The organism is Streptomyces glaucescens, assembly GCF_002154375.1.
Taxonomy (GTDB): Bacteria; Actinomycetota; Actinomycetes; order Streptomycetales; family Streptomycetaceae; genus Streptomyces; species Streptomyces glaucescens.
In genome coordinates this window covers 1-18,693 of record NZ_MUND01000207.1, presented here as the reverse complement: position 1 = coordinate 18,693, position 18,693 = coordinate 1, and the positions used below count along the sequence as shown (strand labels likewise).

General features: G+C 71.0%; 18 protein-coding genes and 1 pseudogene. 7 read left to right on the top strand and 12 right to left on the bottom strand.

Annotated features, from left to right (window positions below):
* Positions 1 to 2,170: glycoside hydrolase family 78 protein (locus CCN42_RS15525; RefSeq protein WP_107427596.1), on the top strand; the 2,170-nt coding region annotated here is incomplete at its 5' end.
* A 37-nt stretch (positions 2,171 to 2,207) separates the two neighbouring features.
* Positions 2,208 to 3,464 (top strand): family 1 glycosylhydrolase, encoded by a 1,257-nt coding sequence (locus CCN42_RS15520; protein ID WP_086736258.1) that lies wholly within the window; start codon positions 2,208 to 2,210, stop codon positions 3,462 to 3,464.
* Between the two features lie 43 nt (positions 3,465 to 3,507).
* On the opposite strand, the pseudogene CCN42_RS44435 reads toward CCN42_RS15520, so the two are convergent.
* Together CCN42_RS44435 and CCN42_RS15510 are read right to left on the bottom strand one after the other, a co-directional pair.
* Positions 3,508 to 3,706: pseudogene (locus tag CCN42_RS44435) on the bottom strand (SDR family oxidoreductase); the annotation flags it as partial.
* A 261-nt stretch (positions 3,707 to 3,967) separates the two neighbouring features.
* A complete protein-coding gene (locus tag CCN42_RS15510) occupies positions 3,968 to 4,396 on the bottom strand; it encodes a MarR family winged helix-turn-helix transcriptional regulator (RefSeq protein ID WP_086736256.1) in 429 nt (142 codons plus the stop codon).
* Between the two features lie 65 nt (positions 4,397 to 4,461).
* Here CCN42_RS15510 and CCN42_RS15505 point away from each other — a divergent pair, with 65 nt between their 5' ends.
* A complete protein-coding gene (locus CCN42_RS15505; protein WP_086736254.1) occupies positions 4,462 to 4,902 on the top strand; it encodes a PaaI family thioesterase in 441 nt (146 codons plus the stop codon).
* Between the two features lie 487 nt (positions 4,903 to 5,389).
* Here the strand turns inward: CCN42_RS15505 and CCN42_RS15500 are convergent, their stop codons facing one another.
* Positions 5,390 to 6,349 (bottom strand): AraC family transcriptional regulator, encoded by a 960-nt coding sequence (locus tag CCN42_RS15500; RefSeq protein ID WP_245877293.1) that lies wholly within the window; start codon positions 6,347 to 6,349, stop codon positions 5,390 to 5,392.
* 107 nt (positions 6,350 to 6,456) lie between these two features.
* Between CCN42_RS15500 and CCN42_RS15495 the strand changes: the two genes are divergently transcribed.
* Complete coding sequence (locus CCN42_RS15495; protein ID WP_169731461.1) at positions 6,457 to 7,143, top strand: NAD(P)H oxidoreductase; 687 nt, start codon at positions 6,457 to 6,459, stop codon at positions 7,141 to 7,143.
* 926 nt (positions 7,144 to 8,069) lie between these two features.
* Here the strand turns inward: CCN42_RS15495 and CCN42_RS15490 are convergent.
* The 5 genes from CCN42_RS15490 to CCN42_RS15465 form a co-directional block, all read right to left on the bottom strand.
* Positions 8,070 to 8,603 (bottom strand): 2'-5' RNA ligase family protein, encoded by a 534-nt coding sequence (locus CCN42_RS15490; protein ID WP_086736248.1) that lies wholly within the window; start codon positions 8,601 to 8,603, stop codon positions 8,070 to 8,072.
* 189 nt (positions 8,604 to 8,792) lie between these two features.
* Complete coding sequence (locus tag CCN42_RS15485; protein WP_086736246.1) at positions 8,793 to 9,197, bottom strand: hypothetical protein; 405 nt, start codon at positions 9,195 to 9,197, stop codon at positions 8,793 to 8,795.
* Positions 9,198 to 9,273: 76 nt separating this feature from the next.
* Positions 9,274 to 10,998, bottom strand: a complete 1,725-nt coding sequence (locus CCN42_RS15480) for an acyl-CoA dehydrogenase family protein (RefSeq protein WP_086736244.1) — start codon at positions 10,996 to 10,998, stop codon at positions 9,274 to 9,276.
* Between the two features lie 69 nt (positions 10,999 to 11,067).
* Entirely contained in the window at positions 11,068 to 11,625 is a 558-nt protein-coding gene (locus tag CCN42_RS15475) for a PadR family transcriptional regulator (protein WP_086736242.1), read from the bottom strand.
* Between the two features lie 668 nt (positions 11,626 to 12,293).
* Entirely contained in the window at positions 12,294 to 13,118 is an 825-nt protein-coding gene (locus CCN42_RS15465; RefSeq protein WP_086736240.1) for an SDR family NAD(P)-dependent oxidoreductase, read from the bottom strand.
* Positions 13,119 to 13,344: 226 nt separating this feature from the next.
* Between CCN42_RS15465 and CCN42_RS15460 the strand changes: the two genes are divergently transcribed.
* Complete coding sequence (locus CCN42_RS15460; protein ID WP_086736238.1) at positions 13,345 to 13,572, top strand: DUF5133 domain-containing protein; 228 nt, start codon at positions 13,345 to 13,347, stop codon at positions 13,570 to 13,572.
* Positions 13,573 to 13,793: 221 nt separating this feature from the next.
* Here CCN42_RS15460 and CCN42_RS46125 read toward each other — a convergent pair whose 3' ends face one another.
* From CCN42_RS46125 to CCN42_RS15440, 4 genes are all read right to left on the bottom strand, one after another.
* On the bottom strand, positions 13,794 to 14,582 hold the full coding sequence (locus CCN42_RS46125; protein ID WP_422641167.1) for a transposase: 789 nt from the start codon (positions 14,580 to 14,582) through the stop codon (positions 13,794 to 13,796).
* 283 nt (positions 14,583 to 14,865) lie between these two features.
* Positions 14,866 to 15,627 carry a hypothetical protein gene (locus CCN42_RS15445; RefSeq protein WP_143661919.1) on the bottom strand — a complete coding sequence of 254 codons (762 nt, stop codon included), beginning with the start codon at positions 15,625 to 15,627 and terminating at the stop codon, positions 14,866 to 14,868.
* 100 nt (positions 15,628 to 15,727) lie between these two features.
* Entirely contained in the window at positions 15,728 to 15,904 is a 177-nt protein-coding gene (locus CCN42_RS42580; protein WP_158102093.1) for a hypothetical protein, read from the bottom strand.
* Positions 15,905 to 16,099: 195 nt separating this feature from the next.
* Positions 16,100 to 16,960 carry an SDR family oxidoreductase gene (locus CCN42_RS15440; protein ID WP_386582592.1) on the bottom strand — a complete coding sequence of 287 codons (861 nt, stop codon included), beginning with the start codon at positions 16,958 to 16,960 and terminating at the stop codon, positions 16,100 to 16,102.
* A gap of 453 nt (positions 16,961 to 17,413) precedes the next feature.
* On the opposite strand from CCN42_RS15440, the gene CCN42_RS15435 reads away from it, so the two are divergent.
* Both CCN42_RS15435 and CCN42_RS15430 read left to right on the top strand, forming a co-directional pair.
* Positions 17,414 to 17,950: a DUF4240 domain-containing protein gene (locus CCN42_RS15435; protein ID WP_086736234.1), complete on the top strand. Its 537-nt coding sequence runs from the start codon at positions 17,414 to 17,416 to the stop codon at positions 17,948 to 17,950.
* Between the two features lie 268 nt (positions 17,951 to 18,218).
* Positions 18,219 to 18,641 carry an ATP-binding protein gene (locus CCN42_RS15430; protein ID WP_422641168.1) on the top strand — a complete coding sequence of 141 codons (423 nt, stop codon included), beginning with the start codon at positions 18,219 to 18,221 and terminating at the stop codon, positions 18,639 to 18,641.
* The last annotated feature ends 52 nt before the right edge of the window (positions 18,642 to 18,693 follow it).

The following is an 18,693-nucleotide window of genomic DNA, read 5'->3' as shown; positions in this document are numbered from 1 at the left end:
GCTCCTGGTCACGGCCCTCGGCGTCTACGAACTGGAACTGAACGGCACCGTGGTGGGCGACCACGTGCTGGCTCCCGGCTGGACGAGCTACCGCCACCGCCACCGCTACCAGTCCTTCGACGTCACGGACCTGGTCCGCGAGGGCCGCAACGCCTGGGGCGCCCACCTCGCCGACGGCTGGTACCGAGGCCTGCTCGGATTCAACGGCGGCACCCGGGACATCTACGGCCGGCACACCGGACTCCTCGCCGAACTGCGCATCGAGTACGCCGACGGTTCGACCGAGACCGTCGGCACCGGAGACGGCTGGCACTCCAGTCCCGGGCCCGTCCTCGCCACCGGTCTGTACGAGGGCGAGACGTACGACGCCCGCCAGGAGCGGGCCGGCTTCAGCGAAGCCGGATTCGACGACTCGGCGTGGCAGCCGGTGGCGGTCCTGGAGTTCGACACCGGCGTCCTCTTCCCGGCCGACAGTCCGCCGGTACGCCGCATCGAACACCTCGCGCCCATCGCGGTGACCACCTCCCCCACCGGCCGGACGATCCTCGACTTCGGCCAGAACCTCGTCGGGCGGCTGCGCATCCGCGTGCGCGGCGAGGCCGGCCGCACGGTCACCCTGCGCCATGCCGAGGTCCTGGAGGACGGCGACCTGTGCACGCGCCCGCTGCGCAACGCCACCGCCACCGACCGCTACGTCCTGCGCGGCGACCCGGCGGGCGAGGAGTGGGAGCCCCGTTTCACCTTCCACGGCTTCCGCTACGCCGACGTCGAGGGCTGGCCCGGCGCGCTCGACCCCGCCGACGTCACGGCCGTGGTCCTCCACAGCGACCTGCCCCGCACGGGCTGGTTCTCCTGCTCTGACGCCTCCCTGAACCGCCTGCACGAGAACGTGGTGCGGGGCATGCGCGGCAACTTCCTCGACGTGCCCACCGACTGCCCGCAACGCGACGAGCGGCTCGGCTGGACCGGCGACGTCCAGGTCTTCTCCCCCACCGCCGCCTTCCTCTACGACGTCCGGGGCTTCCTTCGCTCCTGGCTGCGCGACCTCGCCGCCGACCAGAGCGACGACGCCCGGGGCGTCCCGCCGGTGTTCAGCCCCGACATCCCGGTGATCACCCCGGTCTCCCTCCCGCCCGGCAACCCGCCGATGGCCGGCTGGTGCGACGCGGCCGTCATAGTCCCCTGGGTGCTGTACGAGCGGTACGGCGACACCGAGGTGCTGCGCGAGCAGTACCCCTCGATGCGCGCCTGGGTCGACGCCGTGGACCGCCTCGCGGGACCGGACCGGGTCCGGGGCGAGGGCTTCCAGTTCGGCGACTGGCTGGACCCGACGGCCCCGGCCGACGATCCGGGTCGCGCGATGACCTCGTCCTCCCTGGTCGCCACGGCATACTTCGCGCACTCCGCGCGGCTGCTGGCCCGGACGGCCGACGTCCTGGAGCACACGGACGACGCCGCGCGCTACCACGCCCTCGCCGACGCGGTCCGCGACGCCTTCCTCGCCCGCTTCCACACCGGCGGCGGGCACCTGGCCGAGGAGACCCAGACCGCCTACGCCCTCGCCCTGTGCTTCCGCCTGATCCGGGACGACACCGAGCGTGCCGAGGCCGGGCACCGGCTCGCGGACCTGGTGGCCGCGCGCGGGCACCGCATCGGCACCGGCTTCCTCGGCACCCCGCTGGTGTGCGACGCGCTGACAGACACCGGGCACGTGGACACCGCCTACCGGCTGCTGACCCAGCGGTCCTGCCCGTCGTGGCTCTACCAGGTCGACATGGGCGCCACCACCGTATGGGAACGCTGGGACAGCATGCTGCCCGACGGCCGTGTCAACCCCGGCGAGATGACCTCGTTCAACCACTACGCCCTCGGTGCGATCGTCGACTGGATGCACCGCACCGTCGCCGGCCTGGCCCCCGCCGAGCCGGGCTACCGGCGGCTGCTGGTCCGGCCCCGCCCGGGAGGCGGCCTCACCTGGGCTCGCGCCGAGCACGACACGCCGTACGGCCGGGCCGAGGCCGGATGGCGCATCGAGGGCGGGTCGCTCTTCGTCGATGTCCTCGTACCGCCCGGCGTCACGGCACAGGTCGACCTGCCGGGCACCCACTTCCAGGACGTGGGACCCGGCCGCCACTCGTTCGTCACGCCGGTTCCCGCGCCATCGCAGTGACACCCCCGTAAACGACTCCCCCCTGCAAGGAGCACTCATGACACCCGTCACCCTGCCCGAGACGTTCCTGTGGGGCGTCGCCACCTCGGGACACCAGACCGAAGGCGACAACAGCGCCAGCGACACCTGGTTCCTGGAGCGCACGACCCCCTCGCTGTTCCGTGAGCCGAGCGGTCCGGCGTGCCGGTCCCACCGGCTGTGGGAGACCGACCTGGACCTGGCCGCCGGACTGGGACTCAACGCCTTCCGGTTCTCCGTCGAATGGGCCCGCGTCGAACCCGAGCGCGCCGTCGTCTCCGCCGAGGCCCTCGACCACTACGAACGCGTGGTCGACGGCTGCCTGGAACGCGGCCTCGCCCCCCTCGTGACGTTCAGCCACTTCACCGCACCGCACTGGTTCGCCGCAGCGGGGTCCTGGACCGCCGCCGACGCCCCGGCACTCTTCGCCGAGCAGTGCGACCGCGTGATGGCCCGCTTCGGCGACCGCATCGCCTACGGTGTCACCCTCAACGAACCCAACCTCGAGCAGCTCCTCCAGGCCGGGGCGAAGCTGCCGGCCGAAGCGGAGCACCTCAAGGCACAGATGCTCGCGGCTGCCGCCCGCGCCGCCGACAGCGACACCTACACCAGCGCGAACGTCATCCCCGGCGACCGGCTGGAGGAGTTCCAGGCGGCCTTCACCCTCGCCCACCGCGCGGCCCGCGACGCGATCAAGGCCCGTCGCGGTGACCTGCCGGTCGGCGTCTCCATCGCCATCGCCGACGAAGTGGCGATCCCCGGCGGCGAGGCACGCCGCGACGCCAAGCGCGCCGCCGTCTACGACCACTGGCTGCGCGAGGCACGCCACGACGACTTCATCGGTGTGCAGAACTACGAGCGCATCGTCCACGGTCCGGACGGCGAGGTGGTGGTCGACGGTGACCTCAACGGCATGGGCACCGCCATCGAACCCGCCTCCCTCGCCGGCGCCGTGCGGTACGCCCACGAGGTGTCCGGCGTGCCGGTCCTGGTGACCGAGCACGGCATCCAGACCTCGGACGACACCCAGCGCGCCGCCTTCGTCCCCGCCGCCGTCCGGGAACTCGCGGCCCAGGTCCGCGCGGGCACGCCCGTCCTCGGTTACTGCCACTGGACGCTCATGGACAACTTCGAGTGGATCTTCGGGTACGGCGCTCAGCTCGGCCTGCACGAGGTCGACCGCACGACGTTCCGGCGCCGCCCGAAGCCGAGCGCGCGGGCGTACGCCGATGTCGTCCGCAGCCACCGTGGGGCGCTCGCGGCCGGCCGGAGCTGACGGGCCGGGCGCCCCGCCTGCGAGCCGACCGGGCCCCGGCGCGCTACGACAGTGGCGTGCCGCCCATGGCGTTGACGAACCCCGCGGTGATGTACGACGCCTCCTGCGAGGGCGAGGAAGACGTACGCGGGGGACATCTCGGCGGGCTGGGCGGGCCGCCCGACCGGTGCCTCGCCGAACTCCTCGGTGTCCGGCATGGTCGCCGGGATCAGCGCCGTCCACACCGGGCCCGGCGCCACGGCAGCGTGCCGCTTCCACGGGTAGCTGTCCCGGCCCGCATCCAGAATCGCGTTCCCCCGCCGACGCGGGGCTCGGCCAACAGCAGGGCGAGCTGCTGCCGTCCCGGACGAGAGCGGCGCGCACCTTCACCGGCCTCGCCGACGAACTGGACACCCCGTCGGCGCCAGGCCTGCCCGCGCAGGTCCGCGCCGCCCGACGCGACCACGGCGGCGGTCGCTGGCAGCTGTGCCTACGGCGCGGGCGAAACCGTCCGCCGGTCTTGGTCACGAGTGCCAGTGCGCGAGCTTGTGCAGCATGGCCGAGGCTTGGGCGAAACCGTCGTCGCCGAGGAGATCGCGCACTTCTGCGTTGAACCGATCCATCTCCGGACCGGCAGAGCGCAGCGCGGCGGTGCCCGCGTCCGTCAGTTCCAGTACGACCGCCCGGTGCTGCTGGGGGTGGGCACTTCTGACCAGGAGCCCGGCGGCGGTGAGGCGGCCGACCAGCGACGTCACGGCGGACTGGTGCAGGCCGAGGGTTCGGGCGAGTTGCTGCTGGGTGAGGCGCGGTTGATCCTGCACCGCGAACAAGGCGCCGAGCTGGGCGGTGGTGATTTCGGCGGCGGCCAGGCAGCGGCGGTCCGCGGTCAGGCGCAGGTTGTGGGCGGCCCGCTGCAGGAGGAAGAACAGGCGGTGGTCGGACTCAGGCGGCATGGGCCGATCTTGACAGAGCGGGCCGTGCAACACGATGCTCAGTTCACTAGTGAAGTGAGGTCGTGATGAGCGCATACTCTCCGGATCTGGCACTCGCCCAAGAGGCGCTGGCCTCCCAGCCCTTCAGCGTCTACCTGGGCGCCCGGCTGACAGCTTTCGGCAACGGCGCCGCCACCCTGGAACTGGATGTCCGTGAAGAGCTGCGCCAGCAGAACGGCTTCGTCCACGGCGGTGTCCTCAGCTACGCCGCCGACAACGCGCTCACCTTCGCCGCCGGTACGGTTGCCGGTCCAGGGCTCCTGACCGCCGGCTACACCATCGACTACCTGCGCCCCGCCCGGGGCGCGGTACTGCGCGCCCACGCCCAGGTCGTGCGCCCGGGCCGCACCCGGGTCGTCTGCCGTTGCGACGTGATTCTGCTGGACGCCGACGGCAACCAGACGCTCTGTGCGATCGCCCAGGGCACCATCGCCGTCGCCGAGGCCACCCTGCGTCGGCCCGGGTAGCCGACGACGGTCCGCGACTGCGGCCGGGGGGTGCTGGCCCGGCGGTTCGGCTGGTGGCTGATCAGCAGGCCGTCTGCTGGGCGAGAACCAGCTGAAGGCAATGGAGTCGGCATGGACGCCGCACTCCAGCCCCCATCGCCCCTGACGGGTTGAGCGAACCACCGAGCCGGGCGAGGTGCAGGCGCTGGCGGAGGAGGCCGTCATCGCGGCGTGCACGCCGGCCGACGCCTCCGATGACGAGCGCGGGCCTCGTTCACGGTGTCGTTCGGCGTTTCCAGTGGAAACAGGTGCCCTCTTGTTCGACAGGCCCTCGGAACGCTCACCCCGCGCGACGCAGGTCCTGCCAGCCCGTGGGCGGCGCGATCCGTCCGGGACGGCAGCCCATCCGGGACGTCCCGGTCGCCCGACCTCGGCGTAACGCGGCACTCGTGTCTCACTGCCCACTGCTGCACCCATGGCTCGCGAAGCAGCTCCGCCGCGCCGTCGGCTACCTCGGCCGGAGAGAACCCGGACCCGTCGAAGCCGCCGCGACGCGGAACATGCTGGGGCTCAGGCCCTTGTGGCGTTTGAACGCGGCGCTGAAACCGAAGGCGTCGGCATAGCCGACGGACCTGGCGATCTGGGCGATGCCGAGGTTGGTGTCGGTCAGAAGCGCCGCGGCCTCGTTCAAGCGGCATTCGGTGAGATAGGCGAGCGGCGGACGGCCCATCAGCTGGGTGAAGCGCTTGGCGAACAGCGCCCGGGAGACGCCGGATCGGGCGGCCAGGGAGGCCACCGTCCACGCTTGGGCGGGCCGGTCGTGGAAGGACTGCAGGGCGGGGGCGAGAACCGGGTCGGTCAGGCCCCGGTACCAACTGGGCGCGTCGGCGCCCGCCCTGTCGAACCAGGTGCGCAGCGTGCACACCAGAGCCCAGTCGAGGAGCCGGTCCATCAGCGCCTGTGAACCGGCCGAGTGATGTGCGGCGTCGGCGGCGGCCGTCTCCAGCCAGGCACAGACTTCGGCGTCCTCCTCCACCACCAGGACGGGCGGCAGAGCCCGCAGGAGTAGTTCGTGGCGGTGGCCCGAGGCGCGGTAGGCGCCCACGATGAGCGCGGTCGCCTCCTTTGAGTCGGCGTCCCAGTGGATGCCGCCGAGTTCCTGGGCGGTGCATTCTTCGTTCGTGGTGAAGCAAGCGATCTCGTATGCAGCGTGAGGGCTGCTGATGGTGGCGGGATGGTCTGCGAGGTGGAACGGTTCGGGGCCGCTCACGATGGCCGTGTCGCCCTCACTGACGACTCGTTCGGTTCCGTCGGGCAACAGCAGGGTGCCGCCACCCCGCAGCACGCTGATCATGGTGAGCGGCGCGGCGTCGGCAAAGCGGATGACCCAGGGCACCGTCAGTACGGCATGGCTGACGACCGAGCCTTCGGCCCGGATGCCGCTCAGGAGCGAACTCAAAGGATCCACGGAAGACACCGTAGACGATCTCCTATGTTTCTGAGCGTTTCTCCCATGGATCATCTATGCCGTCGCGGCTGTACTGGACTTGTCCAACTGACCGAGCCCGCTGGGAGATGCACGTGCCGCAGCAAGACAGCCGTACCAGGACAGCCCTCGTGGTCGTCGCACACCACCGCACCGATTCCCTCACCGCGCACACGGCCCGAGGCGCCGCCGCCCTGCTCGAAGCCGCCGGCTACCGCGTCGACCTGCTCGACCTGCACGCCGAGGGATTCGACCCTCGTATGAACGTGGCGGACCAGCCGGATTGGGGCGACAGGGAGAAGAGGTACTCGGACGAAGCGCACGCCCACATGCAGCGCATCCTCGACGCCGATACCGTCATCGCCGTCTTCCCGGTGTACTGGCAGAGCGTGCCCGCCATCCTCAAGGGTTGGATCGACCGTGTATGGAACTACGGGTTCGCCTACGGCCGCAGCAAGCCCCGCCTCGCCGGCAAGCGCATCCTGTGGCTGGGCCTGGCCGGCGCCACCGCCGACGATCCCGTTGTGGCGGGGATGCAGACCGTCCTCGAGACCAACCTGAGCGAGGGCATCGCCTATTACTGCGGCTTCTCCCACTCCGCCGTCGGCCTGCTCACCGACGCTGAAGAGCGCCCGCAGCGCGTCGACACCGAGGGGAACCTCGTGGTCGGCGAAGCGGTCGCAGGCGCCGAGCGAGAGGCACAGTACGCGGACTTCGATCGACGCGCACGGGAGTACGTGGAGAAGTTCCTCGCCGAGGAACTTGTGACGACCTGACCGCCAACGTCCGCACACTGGCCGACCGCCTGCGTCAGCCAGGACGTCACCGGCGCCGGTCGGTAAGGCGTGCGCGAGGTGCCGGTCGGCACCGGGCGGGTGCCCGCGCACCGCGGTTCGAGAGCTGGCCGCCATCGATGGCGGCCAGCAGCAGCGGTTCCTGCCCACCCCGACTCAGTCACACGGCGGTCGACGATGGTCGAGCGGGGTCAGCGCACACAGTCCGGGGTGCGCGGCAGTGCGGAACCAGCAGCCGCATGCCGATCGCTGCGGTGTCCTCGCCCTCAGTGGCCTGGTCGGTGGCGCATTCGGACAAGCAGCCCAGCGTGTGGGCACCGCGGATGGGTGTCCGACAAGCCACCGGTCGGCGGCCTCTCCCCCGCGCCGGCGTCTGCAAGCGGGCGCGTGGCGGCTGCCCACGGTGACTGGTTCTGCACCCGCCGACTCCCCGTGAGGCTGCAACCGAGTCGGGTCCGGACGGACGGGCGACGGCATTGGCACAGCTCGGCAGGGCCACCTCGACCAGGTCGTCAGCCTTTCGGTCGGGGAGCCGCGGACCTCCTTTTCGCCGAGGAACTGGTGGAGCTCACCGCGGGGCCACGGCCGTGATGCCGCACCGGGTCCGTCGGACCGGGCCCGATCCGAGAGCGCGGTGCGAGTTGAGGCGTTGCCAGTACCCACTGCTCAGAAGGCCCTGCCCGTCATGCTGCACCCCAGTCGCGTCAGCGCCCTCGGGGCATCCCGGCGCCGGTATGCGCGTGGCCGGCCTGGCGGGCGGAACTGAAGGAGGCCGTGACGCAGTACGCGGCACCACTGGGCAGGACGACCAGAGCAAGAGTGCTGTGACGGCAGGGGCATCGCGGACGGTGCCGCTGGCCCCTGTCACTTCGGTCAGGGAGATCGGGCCGGTCGGCGTTTGGGGCGTTTCAAGGGCGGGGCTCCAGCACCTCTACGGCACCGGTTCCGGTGTCGTAGCTGCGCAGGGCGATGAGCCGGACGGACGGCGGCGGCGTTGGCAGCAGTTCGGAGATCCGTCGGTCGGCGAAGGCGTCTGCCCGCCGGGTGCGGCCGAGGGTGACGTGCGGGATCCAGCGCCCAGGTTCGTGGAACGGGTTGAGGGTCCCGGGCGGGCTGTCCGAGGCCACCGCCTCCCACACCCGACGGTGCAGGCCGGCCAGCGCCGAGTCGAGATCCAGCGCCCAGGCCAGCACCGAGGTGGGCCGTTCGAAGCGGACCACGCCGGTGAACCGCACCGGCAGCGGCAGGGCGGCGGCTGCCTCGGCGAGTCCCCAGCGGATCGGGGCGGTCAGCTCCGGGCAGGCGGCCAGGGTGAGGTGCGGGCTGTTGGTCGGTGAGCGGTGACGCGCCTGACTGGGCAGCCCCGCGTCCGCGAGCCGCCGCCAGGCCTCGCGAACCGCTAGCTCCGCCGCCTCGTCCAACAGAAGCTCGACCGTGCGCACCGCGGCAGCCTACCGCCGGTCTGTGAGTGAGATGTACGCAAGGGGCGGGCGCATGGTTCGGGATGCGTGGCGGGAGACGGCGGCAGGGCCGCCAATCCCGGGGCCGCGCCGCGGCCGGCGGCGCAGAACCACCCCCAGGCACCATATGGCGAGGTACCTGCCCGATCGCGGCCGCAGGTGCTCTCTACCTCACCGGTTGGCGGCTGTCCCCTCGTCGAGGCGCTGCGCCGCTCGTCGGCGGGGACGCGTGTCCGGGGTGAGGGGTACGGGATGGGTGAGCGCGGCCGGGTCGGTGGTCCGCTCCCTTCCGCCGCCCTTGGGCCGCGGCCACGCAACCGGGCGGGTCTCGTCGCCGTCGGGGGCGATGGCCCACGGGATTCCCCGGCCCCCGATGGCGGTGTCCTCGACCTCGCGGCCGATCCAGTGGTGGTCTTGGCACGGGCCGGCGGACGCTGGGGACGGGAGCCGTCGGGACGGCCGCAGGGGGCGTAGGGAGGTGGCGGCGTAGTCCGCGCGGGCGGACCGCCGGTCCGCCCGCAGCCAGACGATCAGTGCGGCAATGACGTGCCCGGCCCGGTTGGCGATCCGCCACACTCACCGGCGGACACCTCGCGGAGTACGTGGCGCCACCGTACTCCGCGGGCGGGTGCGAGGCTGCGCATCGAGGCTTTCAGGGCATCATCTCGTACGCCGCCGACAGAGCCTCTACGCGCTGCCAGACGCGCTCCGAACGCGCCCTGTCGACTACCGGGCGCCGGACCGCGCCGAGCGCCCAGGACTGCTGCTCCCGGGTCGCGGAGTCCTTGCCGTGGAGTTCGACCGCGTGTGCGGAGAAGTCCCGCACGAGGACGGCGAACAGCTCGTCGAGCAGGTCCTCGTCGAGGTCCGCCAGGGCTGCCTGTTCCAGGACCAGCTGCCCGTGGACGACGAGCGCGAAGAGCTGCCCGACGGCGAGGAGCAGGTCGAGGTCCCGGCTCTGCTCCTCATCGGGAGCGGCCGTGCGGACGAACTCGCAGAGTGCGTCGGCCTGTTCGCGGAAGCGGGCGACGTTGGGCAGGTGGGCGTACGTGTCGAAGGCCGGCCGCCAGTCGTGGAAGCGCACCGAGCCGAGGCCGCGGGCGGGTCCCTGACGGAAGAGGAAGGTGTCGTCGGCCGCGTCGAGGCGGGTGGGGACGGGCTCGTAGGCGACCGGGTCGAGGAGGTGGTTGCGCATGAACTTCAGGATCAGCGCCAGGTTGACGTGGACGGTGCCCTCCAGCTTCGGCAGGCCGCGGATCTCGATGGCGGCCTGGGCGAAGTAGTTGTCCTTCTCGAAGCCCTTGGCGGCTATGACGTCCCACATCAGGTCGATGACCTTCTCGCCCTCGGTGGTCACCTTCATCTTCGTCATCGGGTTGAAGAGGAGGTAGCGGCGGTCGTCGGGGCCCGCGGTGCGGAAGTAGTCGACGGCGCGGTCGCTGAACAGCTTCATGCCGACGAGCCGGACGTAGGCGTCGGTCAACTCGCGCCGCACGTGCGGGAAGGCAGTGACGGGGCGACCGTAGAGGATGCGGTTCTGGGCGTGGGTGACCGCCTCGTACATCGCGTGCTCGCAGATGCCGATCGAGGCGGTGCACAGGTTGAACTTGCCCACGTTGACGGTGTTGAGGGCGGCGTCGAAGGCGGCGCGGCCGGTGTGCAGGACGTCTTCCGCGGCTACGGGGTAGTCCTCGAGGCGGAACTCGCTGACGTATTTCGAGGAGTCGACGACGTTCTTGACCAGGTGGTACGCCGGGTGGCGGCTGTCGGCGGCGAAGAAGACGTAGCCGTCGGGGCCCTCGACGTCGGTGCGGCGGCCGAAGACGGAAACGAGCCCGGCGGCGTTGCCGTTGCCGATGTAGTACTTGGAGCCGGTGGCCCGGAAGCCGCCCGTGCCGTCGGGCTCCAGGAGCATGTCCGTGGAGTAGATGTCGGCGCCGTGTGCCTTCTCGGACAGTCCGAAGGCGAACACCTCGCCCTGAGAGAGCAGTTCCGCGGCGCGGGCACGGGCAGCGGGGTTGTCGCTCTGCCAGACGGGGCCGAGGCCCAGGATGGTGACCTGCCAGGCGTACCAGTAGTCCAGGCCGTAGAACCCGAGGATCTCGTTGAGGGCGGCGATGCGGGCGGTGTCCCAGCGCTTGTCGCCCTCGCCCTCTGCGGCGGCGGAGGCGGGCGTGAGGAAGGTCGCGAAGAGCCCCTCCTTGGCGGCGAACGCGAGGAAGTCGCCGAGCCAGGCGCGGGTCCGGTAGTCCTCGATCAGCCGGCGCTTGCCCCGCTCCTCGAACCAGTCGACGGTGGCGCGCAGCAACCTGCGGGTCTCCGGGTCGAAGTGCGCGGGGTCGTACGTCCGCGGGTTGAAGAGCAGCGCGTCGGCCATGGGTGCCGCCTTTCGGCTGGGAGGGGTGGGGGTGGTTCGGGTACGGGTCCCGGAGGCCTGCTCGGCCGGTCAGCGACCGGCGTCGAAGCGGGCGAGCGTGGCGAGGACGTCGTCGAGCCAGGCGATCATCATCCGCTCGTACGCGATGCCGCCGCGCAGCACGAGGTGCTGGAGCTCCCGTTCGGCGTTCAGCGGACCGTCCGCCGGGGGTTCCCCGAAGTCGCGGGTCTCGCCCGCGAGGTAGTGGGCGAGGCGGTCCGTGTGCGCCTGCCGGTGCCGCTCGACCTCGCTGATCAGGGCGGCCGGATCATCGAAGGCGGCGCCTCGGATCTTCACCGCCAGGTCGTGCCGTACGCTCTCGGGCTCGGTCGGTTCGTACAGCCACGCGGAGAGCGCATCCCGGCCGGGCGCGGCGACGGAGTACTCCTTCTTGTCCGGACGCCCGTACTGCGGGACATCCCGGACGTCGACCCAGCCGTCGCTCTCCATGCGCTTGAGCACGCGGTAGATCTGCTGGTGGGTGGCGGTCCAGAAGTACCCGATGGACCGCTCGAACCGCCGGGCCAGCTCATAGCCGGAGCCCGGCTTCTCCAGCAGGGAAACGAGGATCGCGTGCTCGAGCGCCATGCATCCGATCTTGCTATGCACCCCGTTGCATAGCAACGCTGCGGCGGTGAGACACGGCTCACCCGGTGCAGGTCACGCAGATCACTGTCCACGCCAGCGTGCCGAGGTCGGGTGGGAACCCGGCCGGGCGTGCTCGGGGCCGTGGCCTCACGGGACATCTGCCGCACCGAGCGGGCCGCCGTGCAGGAGGCGCCGGCTCAGCAAACAGAGACGGTGCCGCGCCGGGAGTACGAGTCCGGTGTCCACCGGCGCCCTTCAGCACACGGCGCTGCCGGCGACACCGGCCAGCACCGCGTCAGCCACGACGGTCTCGGGCCAGTGACGATGCCGCGGGCCAGGATCCGCCACGGGGCGATAGCGCCGGTTGCCTCGTAGCGGACCACGAGCTTGTGATACCGCGTGGCGACGGCGCGGTGTCTCTTGAGGCGGCTGATCCCGCACTCGACCGCGTCGCGTCGGCGGTAGTCGACCGGGTCGAAGCGGCGGCCGACCGCTCTGGGAGCCGAGCTTCTGGCAGTTACACGCCCCTGGCCGGTCCGGGATGGCGGCGAAGCCTACGGCGAGCACAGTCGCGCCGACGCCCTGCGCGATCAGCCCGTCAGCTTCTCCGCTGCGCAGCACCGCCACGCGATGCGCACGGTCGTCACCCCCCGCCTGCCTCGTTGCCGCTACTCGGGGGCGTTGCCGGTTCCTGGTTCGGTGTCCGGCTCTCCGGTTCCCGGTTCCGCCAGCCGCCGGTGGGCCACCGCCTTGACCCCGTCGGGCAGAACCTTCCCCGCCAGCCCTTGCGCCTTCGTCTTCAGTGACCCGGCCGTGGTCTTCGTCTCGCCCTTCACGATCGCCTCGAACGCCTGCCCGGCCACCTTCGCGGGATCGTCCTTCTTCATGGTGCCGATCCGGGTGTCGTCCGCCATGCCCGCCCGGCGGAAGAAGTCCGTGTCCGTGGGGCCCGGCATGAACGAAGTGACCGTCACACCAGTGTCCTTCACCTCCTCGGCCAACGCCTGCGCGAAGGACTGAACGAACGCCTTGGACGCGTTGTACACCGGCTGGTAGGCACCGGGCATCGTCGACGCGACGGACGAGGTGAACGCGATCCGGCCCGCACCACGCGTCACCATGGCCCGCAACAGCGGCTTGGCCAGCCGCACCGTCGCGGTGACGTTGAGGTCGATGACCTCCTGATCGTCGGCGAGGTCGGTGTCCACGAACGCGCCACCCTGACCCACCCCCGCGTTGAGGACGGCGACGTCGACCGTCAGCCCGTCGAGCGCGTCCAGCAGCAGGTACCGTCCCTCGGCGGCGCGGAGATCGGCGCGCACCGCGCGGACCTCCGCGCCCGTCTCCCGCAGGTCGCGGGTGGCCAACTCCAGCCGTTCGTCCTCGGCGTTCACCACGAGGTCGTATCCGTGCAGCGCGAACTGCCGAGCCAGCTCGTAGCCGATCCCACTGGACGCGCCGGTGACCAGGGCAAGGGGGCGTGTGTCAGTCATACCGGCCGAGTAACCGACTGGACCGGCCCCAAGCGCCACTCCGAGCGAGCGGGGTCACCACCGGCGCCGACAACGACGTGCAGAAGCTCCCGCTCACGACGAGCTACCGGATGCCCAGCACTCCGGCCGCCCAGCCCCCGGCGACCACGGGGGAATGTCGGCAAGAGCCCTGGGCATACGCATGCGCGTACGACCCTTGTGAGTGGCTGCGAAAGGGAGAGTCCCCATGCTCATGGCACACCCGGCGGTGCTGCGGAACCTGGTCGAGCAGTACGAGACCCTGCGCGCCCTGCACGCCGAGAACGGCAGCCGGGAAGCTCGTCAGCGCCTGGACGACGTCACCTACACCTTGTGCGTGTCCACCGGCACCCGCGACATCGCCTCCGCACTCACCGCCGCGCGCCACCGGCTGAACGGGGTCCGACCGGCAGACGACTCGCTCGTCACCGTCTGACCTTCCGTCGAAGGAGACGTCCGGGCGGCTCCGGCGCCCTCGGCCTGAACCGCCGCGCTACCGCGGCCCTGGGCGCAGCCCCGCGCGGACAGGACCGGCACCGGCCGCCGCCAGGCCGACGGGTAGTTGAGGCGGGCTGCCGGTCAGGAGGCCCGACGGAAGACGGCCGCCGGTCCGATCGCGTCCGGGCCGAACTGTCGCGGATGCAGTCCATGGCCTGTTCAGCCGGAAGCCGGTCCTCGCGCGTGCCGTCGAGGCTGATCTGCTGGGCGGCCCGGGCGGCGTCGACGAGGTCCTCGCCGCGACGCAGGGCGATACCGGTGAGGCGGCCGCGCTGCAGGCCGGCGGCGTCCATCAGCTGGTAGGCGAGCTGGCGGAGGTCGCCGTCGTGGGCGGACGGCTGCGGCAGGCGGCGGGTCTTCTCCCACGAGGTGCCGCCGGCGAACTTCAGCGTGCGGGTAGGGCGCGGGCGGCCTGACCGCGGCGGCGGAGCCGCGCCCCCGGGCTGACGACCAGGTCCAGCAGGGCCGCGCGGACGGCGCGCCGTCCAGCGCGTGCCGGTCGAAGGAGCAGCGCACCGTGGCGGAGGCGGGCAGGGCCTGGAGGACGGCATGGGCGGGGGTCGATCCCGCGGGCGTGGTCGGTGGCGAGGCGGCCTGCTCGGCCGCCGAGGGCCCCCCGGCGGCGTGCTGGTGGGCCCTGCAAACAGTGGAGTCGACGTTCACGTCCCAGGTGATCAGGCCCTTCGCGTCCGCCTCGGCCTGCAGCTGGGTGAGGATCCTCGCCCAGGCCCCGTCCCGCTGCCAGCGCCGGAACAGGTCATAGGCCCGGTCCCACGAACCATAGCGCTCCGGCACGTCCCGCCACGGGGCGCCCGTCCGGGTCCGCCACCGTATGCCGACTATCAACTGCCGCCGCGTCCGCACCTGCGGACGACCCGGCTTGATGCCCGTCGGCAACAGAGGCTCAAGCCGGGCCCACTGGCCCTTCGTCAGTTCACCACGTCCCACGGCAGGTGATCACCGGCAGACAAGCCGCGGCCCGCCGCATCGAGCAGGGTCGGTGGTGCTGGCGGCATGGCTGCGCGGACCGGACACGTGCGGGCGTGCGTGCGCGCCAACCTGATGTAGACGCGCTGCACGCTCTTCCACGACCGCCGTTTCGAGGACGCCGACGATGCGCGCGCCGGGATTGCGTGTGCGGCTCGACGACATCGAGAAGGCGCCCGTCGAGAAGCGCGTGTGCATCGCACCCCACCGCGCCGCCTCCCGTCATTGACCGTCAGTCCTCTTCTCACATGGTGGTGTCCAGGCGCGGCTTCCGCTTCACGTCGGTGAGCTTCACGTCCTCCGTCTCCGGAGCCCCGAACACCTCCACGATCACCCCGCTGCCGGTGCCGGTGACCTCCAGGGCGGCGTGACCGCCCATGAAGCGCAGATCGACCCGAGCCCGGAACTGGCCCCCGTGGTCCGGCATCCGGTGCACCCGCGCCGCCGGGTAGTCGAGGGCTGTCAGCTTCGTACGCATCGCGTCGTAGCCGGTCGCCTTCGTGTTTTTGAACGCCTCGACGACGCGGTCCGCGTGCCAGTCGCCGTAGCACTTCTCGGTGCCGGGCAGCGGGACCTCGGCCGGCGGCTTGGGCTTGGCGGAGCCAGTGGCGGGACTCGGCGGCTCGGGAGCGTCCGAGGGAAGGGGAACGGGCGCCTCCTCCGCGTCGCCCGGAACGGCCGGCGGGGTCTCACCCGGCCCGTATCTCGGGGTGGGCTCCTCCTCGAGCACCAGCCCCTCGGGCACGGGCACACCCTCGCCGCCCTTGTCGCCCTTGTCGCTGGGGGCGTCCGGGGAGCAGGCGTCGATCGCCTGGCCCACCAGCCCGATGAACCGCACCTCCTGGTCCTCCGCACTCTGCGGAGCCTTCGGGGAGGTGGTCGCCTTCACAGCGCTGCCCGCGGGGGCCGCGCGGTCGGAGGCGGCCTGCTGGGTGCCGCAGGCGGACAGGACGAGGCAGCCCAGCGCGGCCACCAGCACGGACCTCGGGGAAGATATCGATCGCATGCGCGCATCATGCTGGCGCCGTCCACCCTGGGGCATGAGTACACGTACTCACTCCGGCACGAGCCGCCAACTGTGCAACACAGAATGCCCTTTGGCTCCGTCACGCGATGTGCCGGTAGGCGTTGACCTTGGCAGGCGGCGGCACGGGGTCCCAGCACGCGGGCTCGCCAGCGACACGCAAGGTCGCCGCGCTCATCGCCCGGCGCTCGTCGCCGTACCGCTCGCGGACCTGCGCCTGATCCCCGACGAAGCACTCCAAGACCGCAGGCCTCCGCACAGCCCGCTCCTCCGGATACCGTCTTGCAGTTCCGCGGCCATCTTGGCGGCGGCCGGTTCACGGCCTGCGTCATCGCCACCTCCGCACCCGGTGGTGGTTGCGGATCTCCACATCGCAGTCGGTGACCCGCGACCAGTCACCGGCAGCCCTTGCTGCCTCACAAAAATCCGGTTGCGTGCGGACTCTGCGCGCGAACTAGCGAAAGTCGCCCGCGTGCTCTTCCGCCCACGAACGGAACGTGCGCGCCCGCGCTCCGGTGATCTCTTCCACCGTGGATGTGATCAGGTTCGACTCGGGCCGCGTTTCAGCGCTGGCCAACAGGGCCTCGACGAGAGCGGGTGGCCTGCCGTCGGCGAGCATCTGCTGTCGTGCGACCTGTACGGGGACCTTTTCGAAGCGCAACGAATGGCCGATCGCTTCGCCGATCGTACGTACCTGCTCGGCTCTGCTGAGTACCTGCGGGCCGGTCAGGACATACTTCGCACCGGCATGCCCGTCATCGGTCAGCGTGTGCACCGCCACAGCCGCGATATCGCGCTCGTGGATCACTGCCGTGGCGGCAATGTCGGGACCGCGAACGACGCGCGTGGTGCGGATCTGCGCTGCCCACCCGCGCGCGTTGGAGGCGATGGTGTTCGACCGAAGGACGGTCCACTCCACGTCGGATTCTTCGATCAGGCGCTCCATGTCGGCGTGGAGCTGATTGATCGGGTCGGTCTGCCGTTCGGCGTCCTCGTTCACGCCCGACGATGAGAGATAGACGATGCGGCGGGCATGGCGCCCGATCGCCTCCAGCACGGCCGGGGCGCCCTCGGTCGTGAGGAAAGGCCAGATCAGGAACACTGCGTCGCTCCCGGCCAGCGCCCCCTCCAGCGTGTCCGGCTCGGACAGATCGCCGCCCATAACCTTGACTCCCTCTGGTAGCCCGGCCGAGTCGGGATCACGCGCCAACGCCCGCACAGCGGTGCCCGCGGCCAAGAGCTGAACAACAACTTCGCGCCCGACATTGCCGGTCGCGCCGGTCACAAGAATCTCCCTCATGATCAGGTCAGCCACGGCCGCACTTGGAGTTATTCCTGCCGTGCCCGGGACCGCGGAGGTGAGGACGGACACGACCGCGGAGCGCACGCTGGGCCACAGGACTCCTGGCCGGCAGCCCGCTCACCCCGCCACGGCCGAGTTGAAGGCGCCGCAAGCACGGCCGGAGATCCGACCGCCGACGAGCTGATATCCGACGTGATCGACAACAGGGAGGCCGAGGGGGTAACTACCTGTTCCGCACCATCAACAAGCTGGGACCGGTCCAAGGCCTCTTGCAACTGCCCAAAGCCTGGCCCAGTGCCCCTTTTCTGCAACGACCCGCCCGGAAGCCCCTGCGGGGTGGGGACCGACGCAGATGAACTGGTCGCCCTTCCGGCAACGAGCCTGGAGGCGGAGCAGGTGGCATCGTGATCTCCCCCACCGTCTGGATCGCAGGGCTGTCAGTAGCAGGTGGCATGCTCTGCCACCATGAACAAGCAGCAGTTCTGGGAGCTCATCGCGGCAGCCCGCGACCAGGTGATCAACCCGCACGAGAGCGAATCGGTCGCTCGCGAGGCAACCTCGCTGCTGGCCGCCCGGCCAGCCGAGGAGATCGTCGCGGCTCAGCAGCTGTTGTGGGACCTGCTGGCTGAGTCCTACACCAACCCGCTCTGGGCCGCTGCCTACGTCATCAACGGCGGATGCTCAGACGACGGCTTCGACTACTTCCGCGGCTGGCTGATCGCTCAGGGGCGTGAGGTCTTCGAGCGCGTCGTCGCTCATCCTGATGCCCTCGCCGAACTGCCCGTCGTGCAAGCCTCCGCGGCCGACGGCCTCGACCTGGAGGGTGAGGACGTACTGGGCATCGCCTGGGACGCACACGTCACGGCGACCGGCGATCAGCTCCCTGCAGACGCATTTACCATCCGCTACCCGCAACTGGACCCTGCCTGGGCCTTTGACTTCGACGACTCAGACGAGATGGCGCGCCGTCTGCCGCGTCTGGCCGCCCTCTACCTGGGCTGAGACGTTGTTTCTGATCACGTGAGTGATCCCGGGCCGCACTGCTGCTGACACTGCCTGCGGACAGCCCCAGTTACTCGCTGGCGCTCCCCGTCTTCTACCTCTTCCTTGCCTTGCAGCGCGGTCGGGGGTGACGGGGCCACACTCCCCCGTCACCCCCGACTTGCCGAACAGGGCGGTCAGCCCGGACGGATCCCTGGTGGTGTTCGCCAAGGGGGCTGAGCACCCCCAGGGTTTCCTGTACGACGTACGGACCCACACGGCCACGAAGCTGGCGGATCCCGACGGTCTCTGGGCCGTGCACGGGCTGCCGGTGACCGAGCGGGCGATGGGCATGACACAGCTGGTCGTCAGCGAGCTGGTCACCAGCGCCGTGAAGTACGCACCCGGTCCTGTCATGCTCGATCTGCAGATCAGCGACGGCGCGGTGCGGGTGTCGGTGTGGGACAGCGACCCGGTGCTGCCGGAGGTCGCCGTCACCGACCCCCAGCGCGTGGGCCGCCACGGCCTGGAGATCACCCTCGCCGTCAGCCAGGCCTACGAGGTACGCCGCGGACCGGTCGGCAAATGCGTCACAGCCGTGATCGCACTGGCCGACGACCCAGGCGGGAACATCGCCTGGCCGCACCACCCCCTGGCCCCGCCACACCAGGCCCTAGGTTCTGTCTCTTTGGTCAGCGTCGGATCCAGATGAGGATGCCCGCGAGATGGAGTGCGGCCTGGTAGGCGATCGCGAGCTTGTCGGT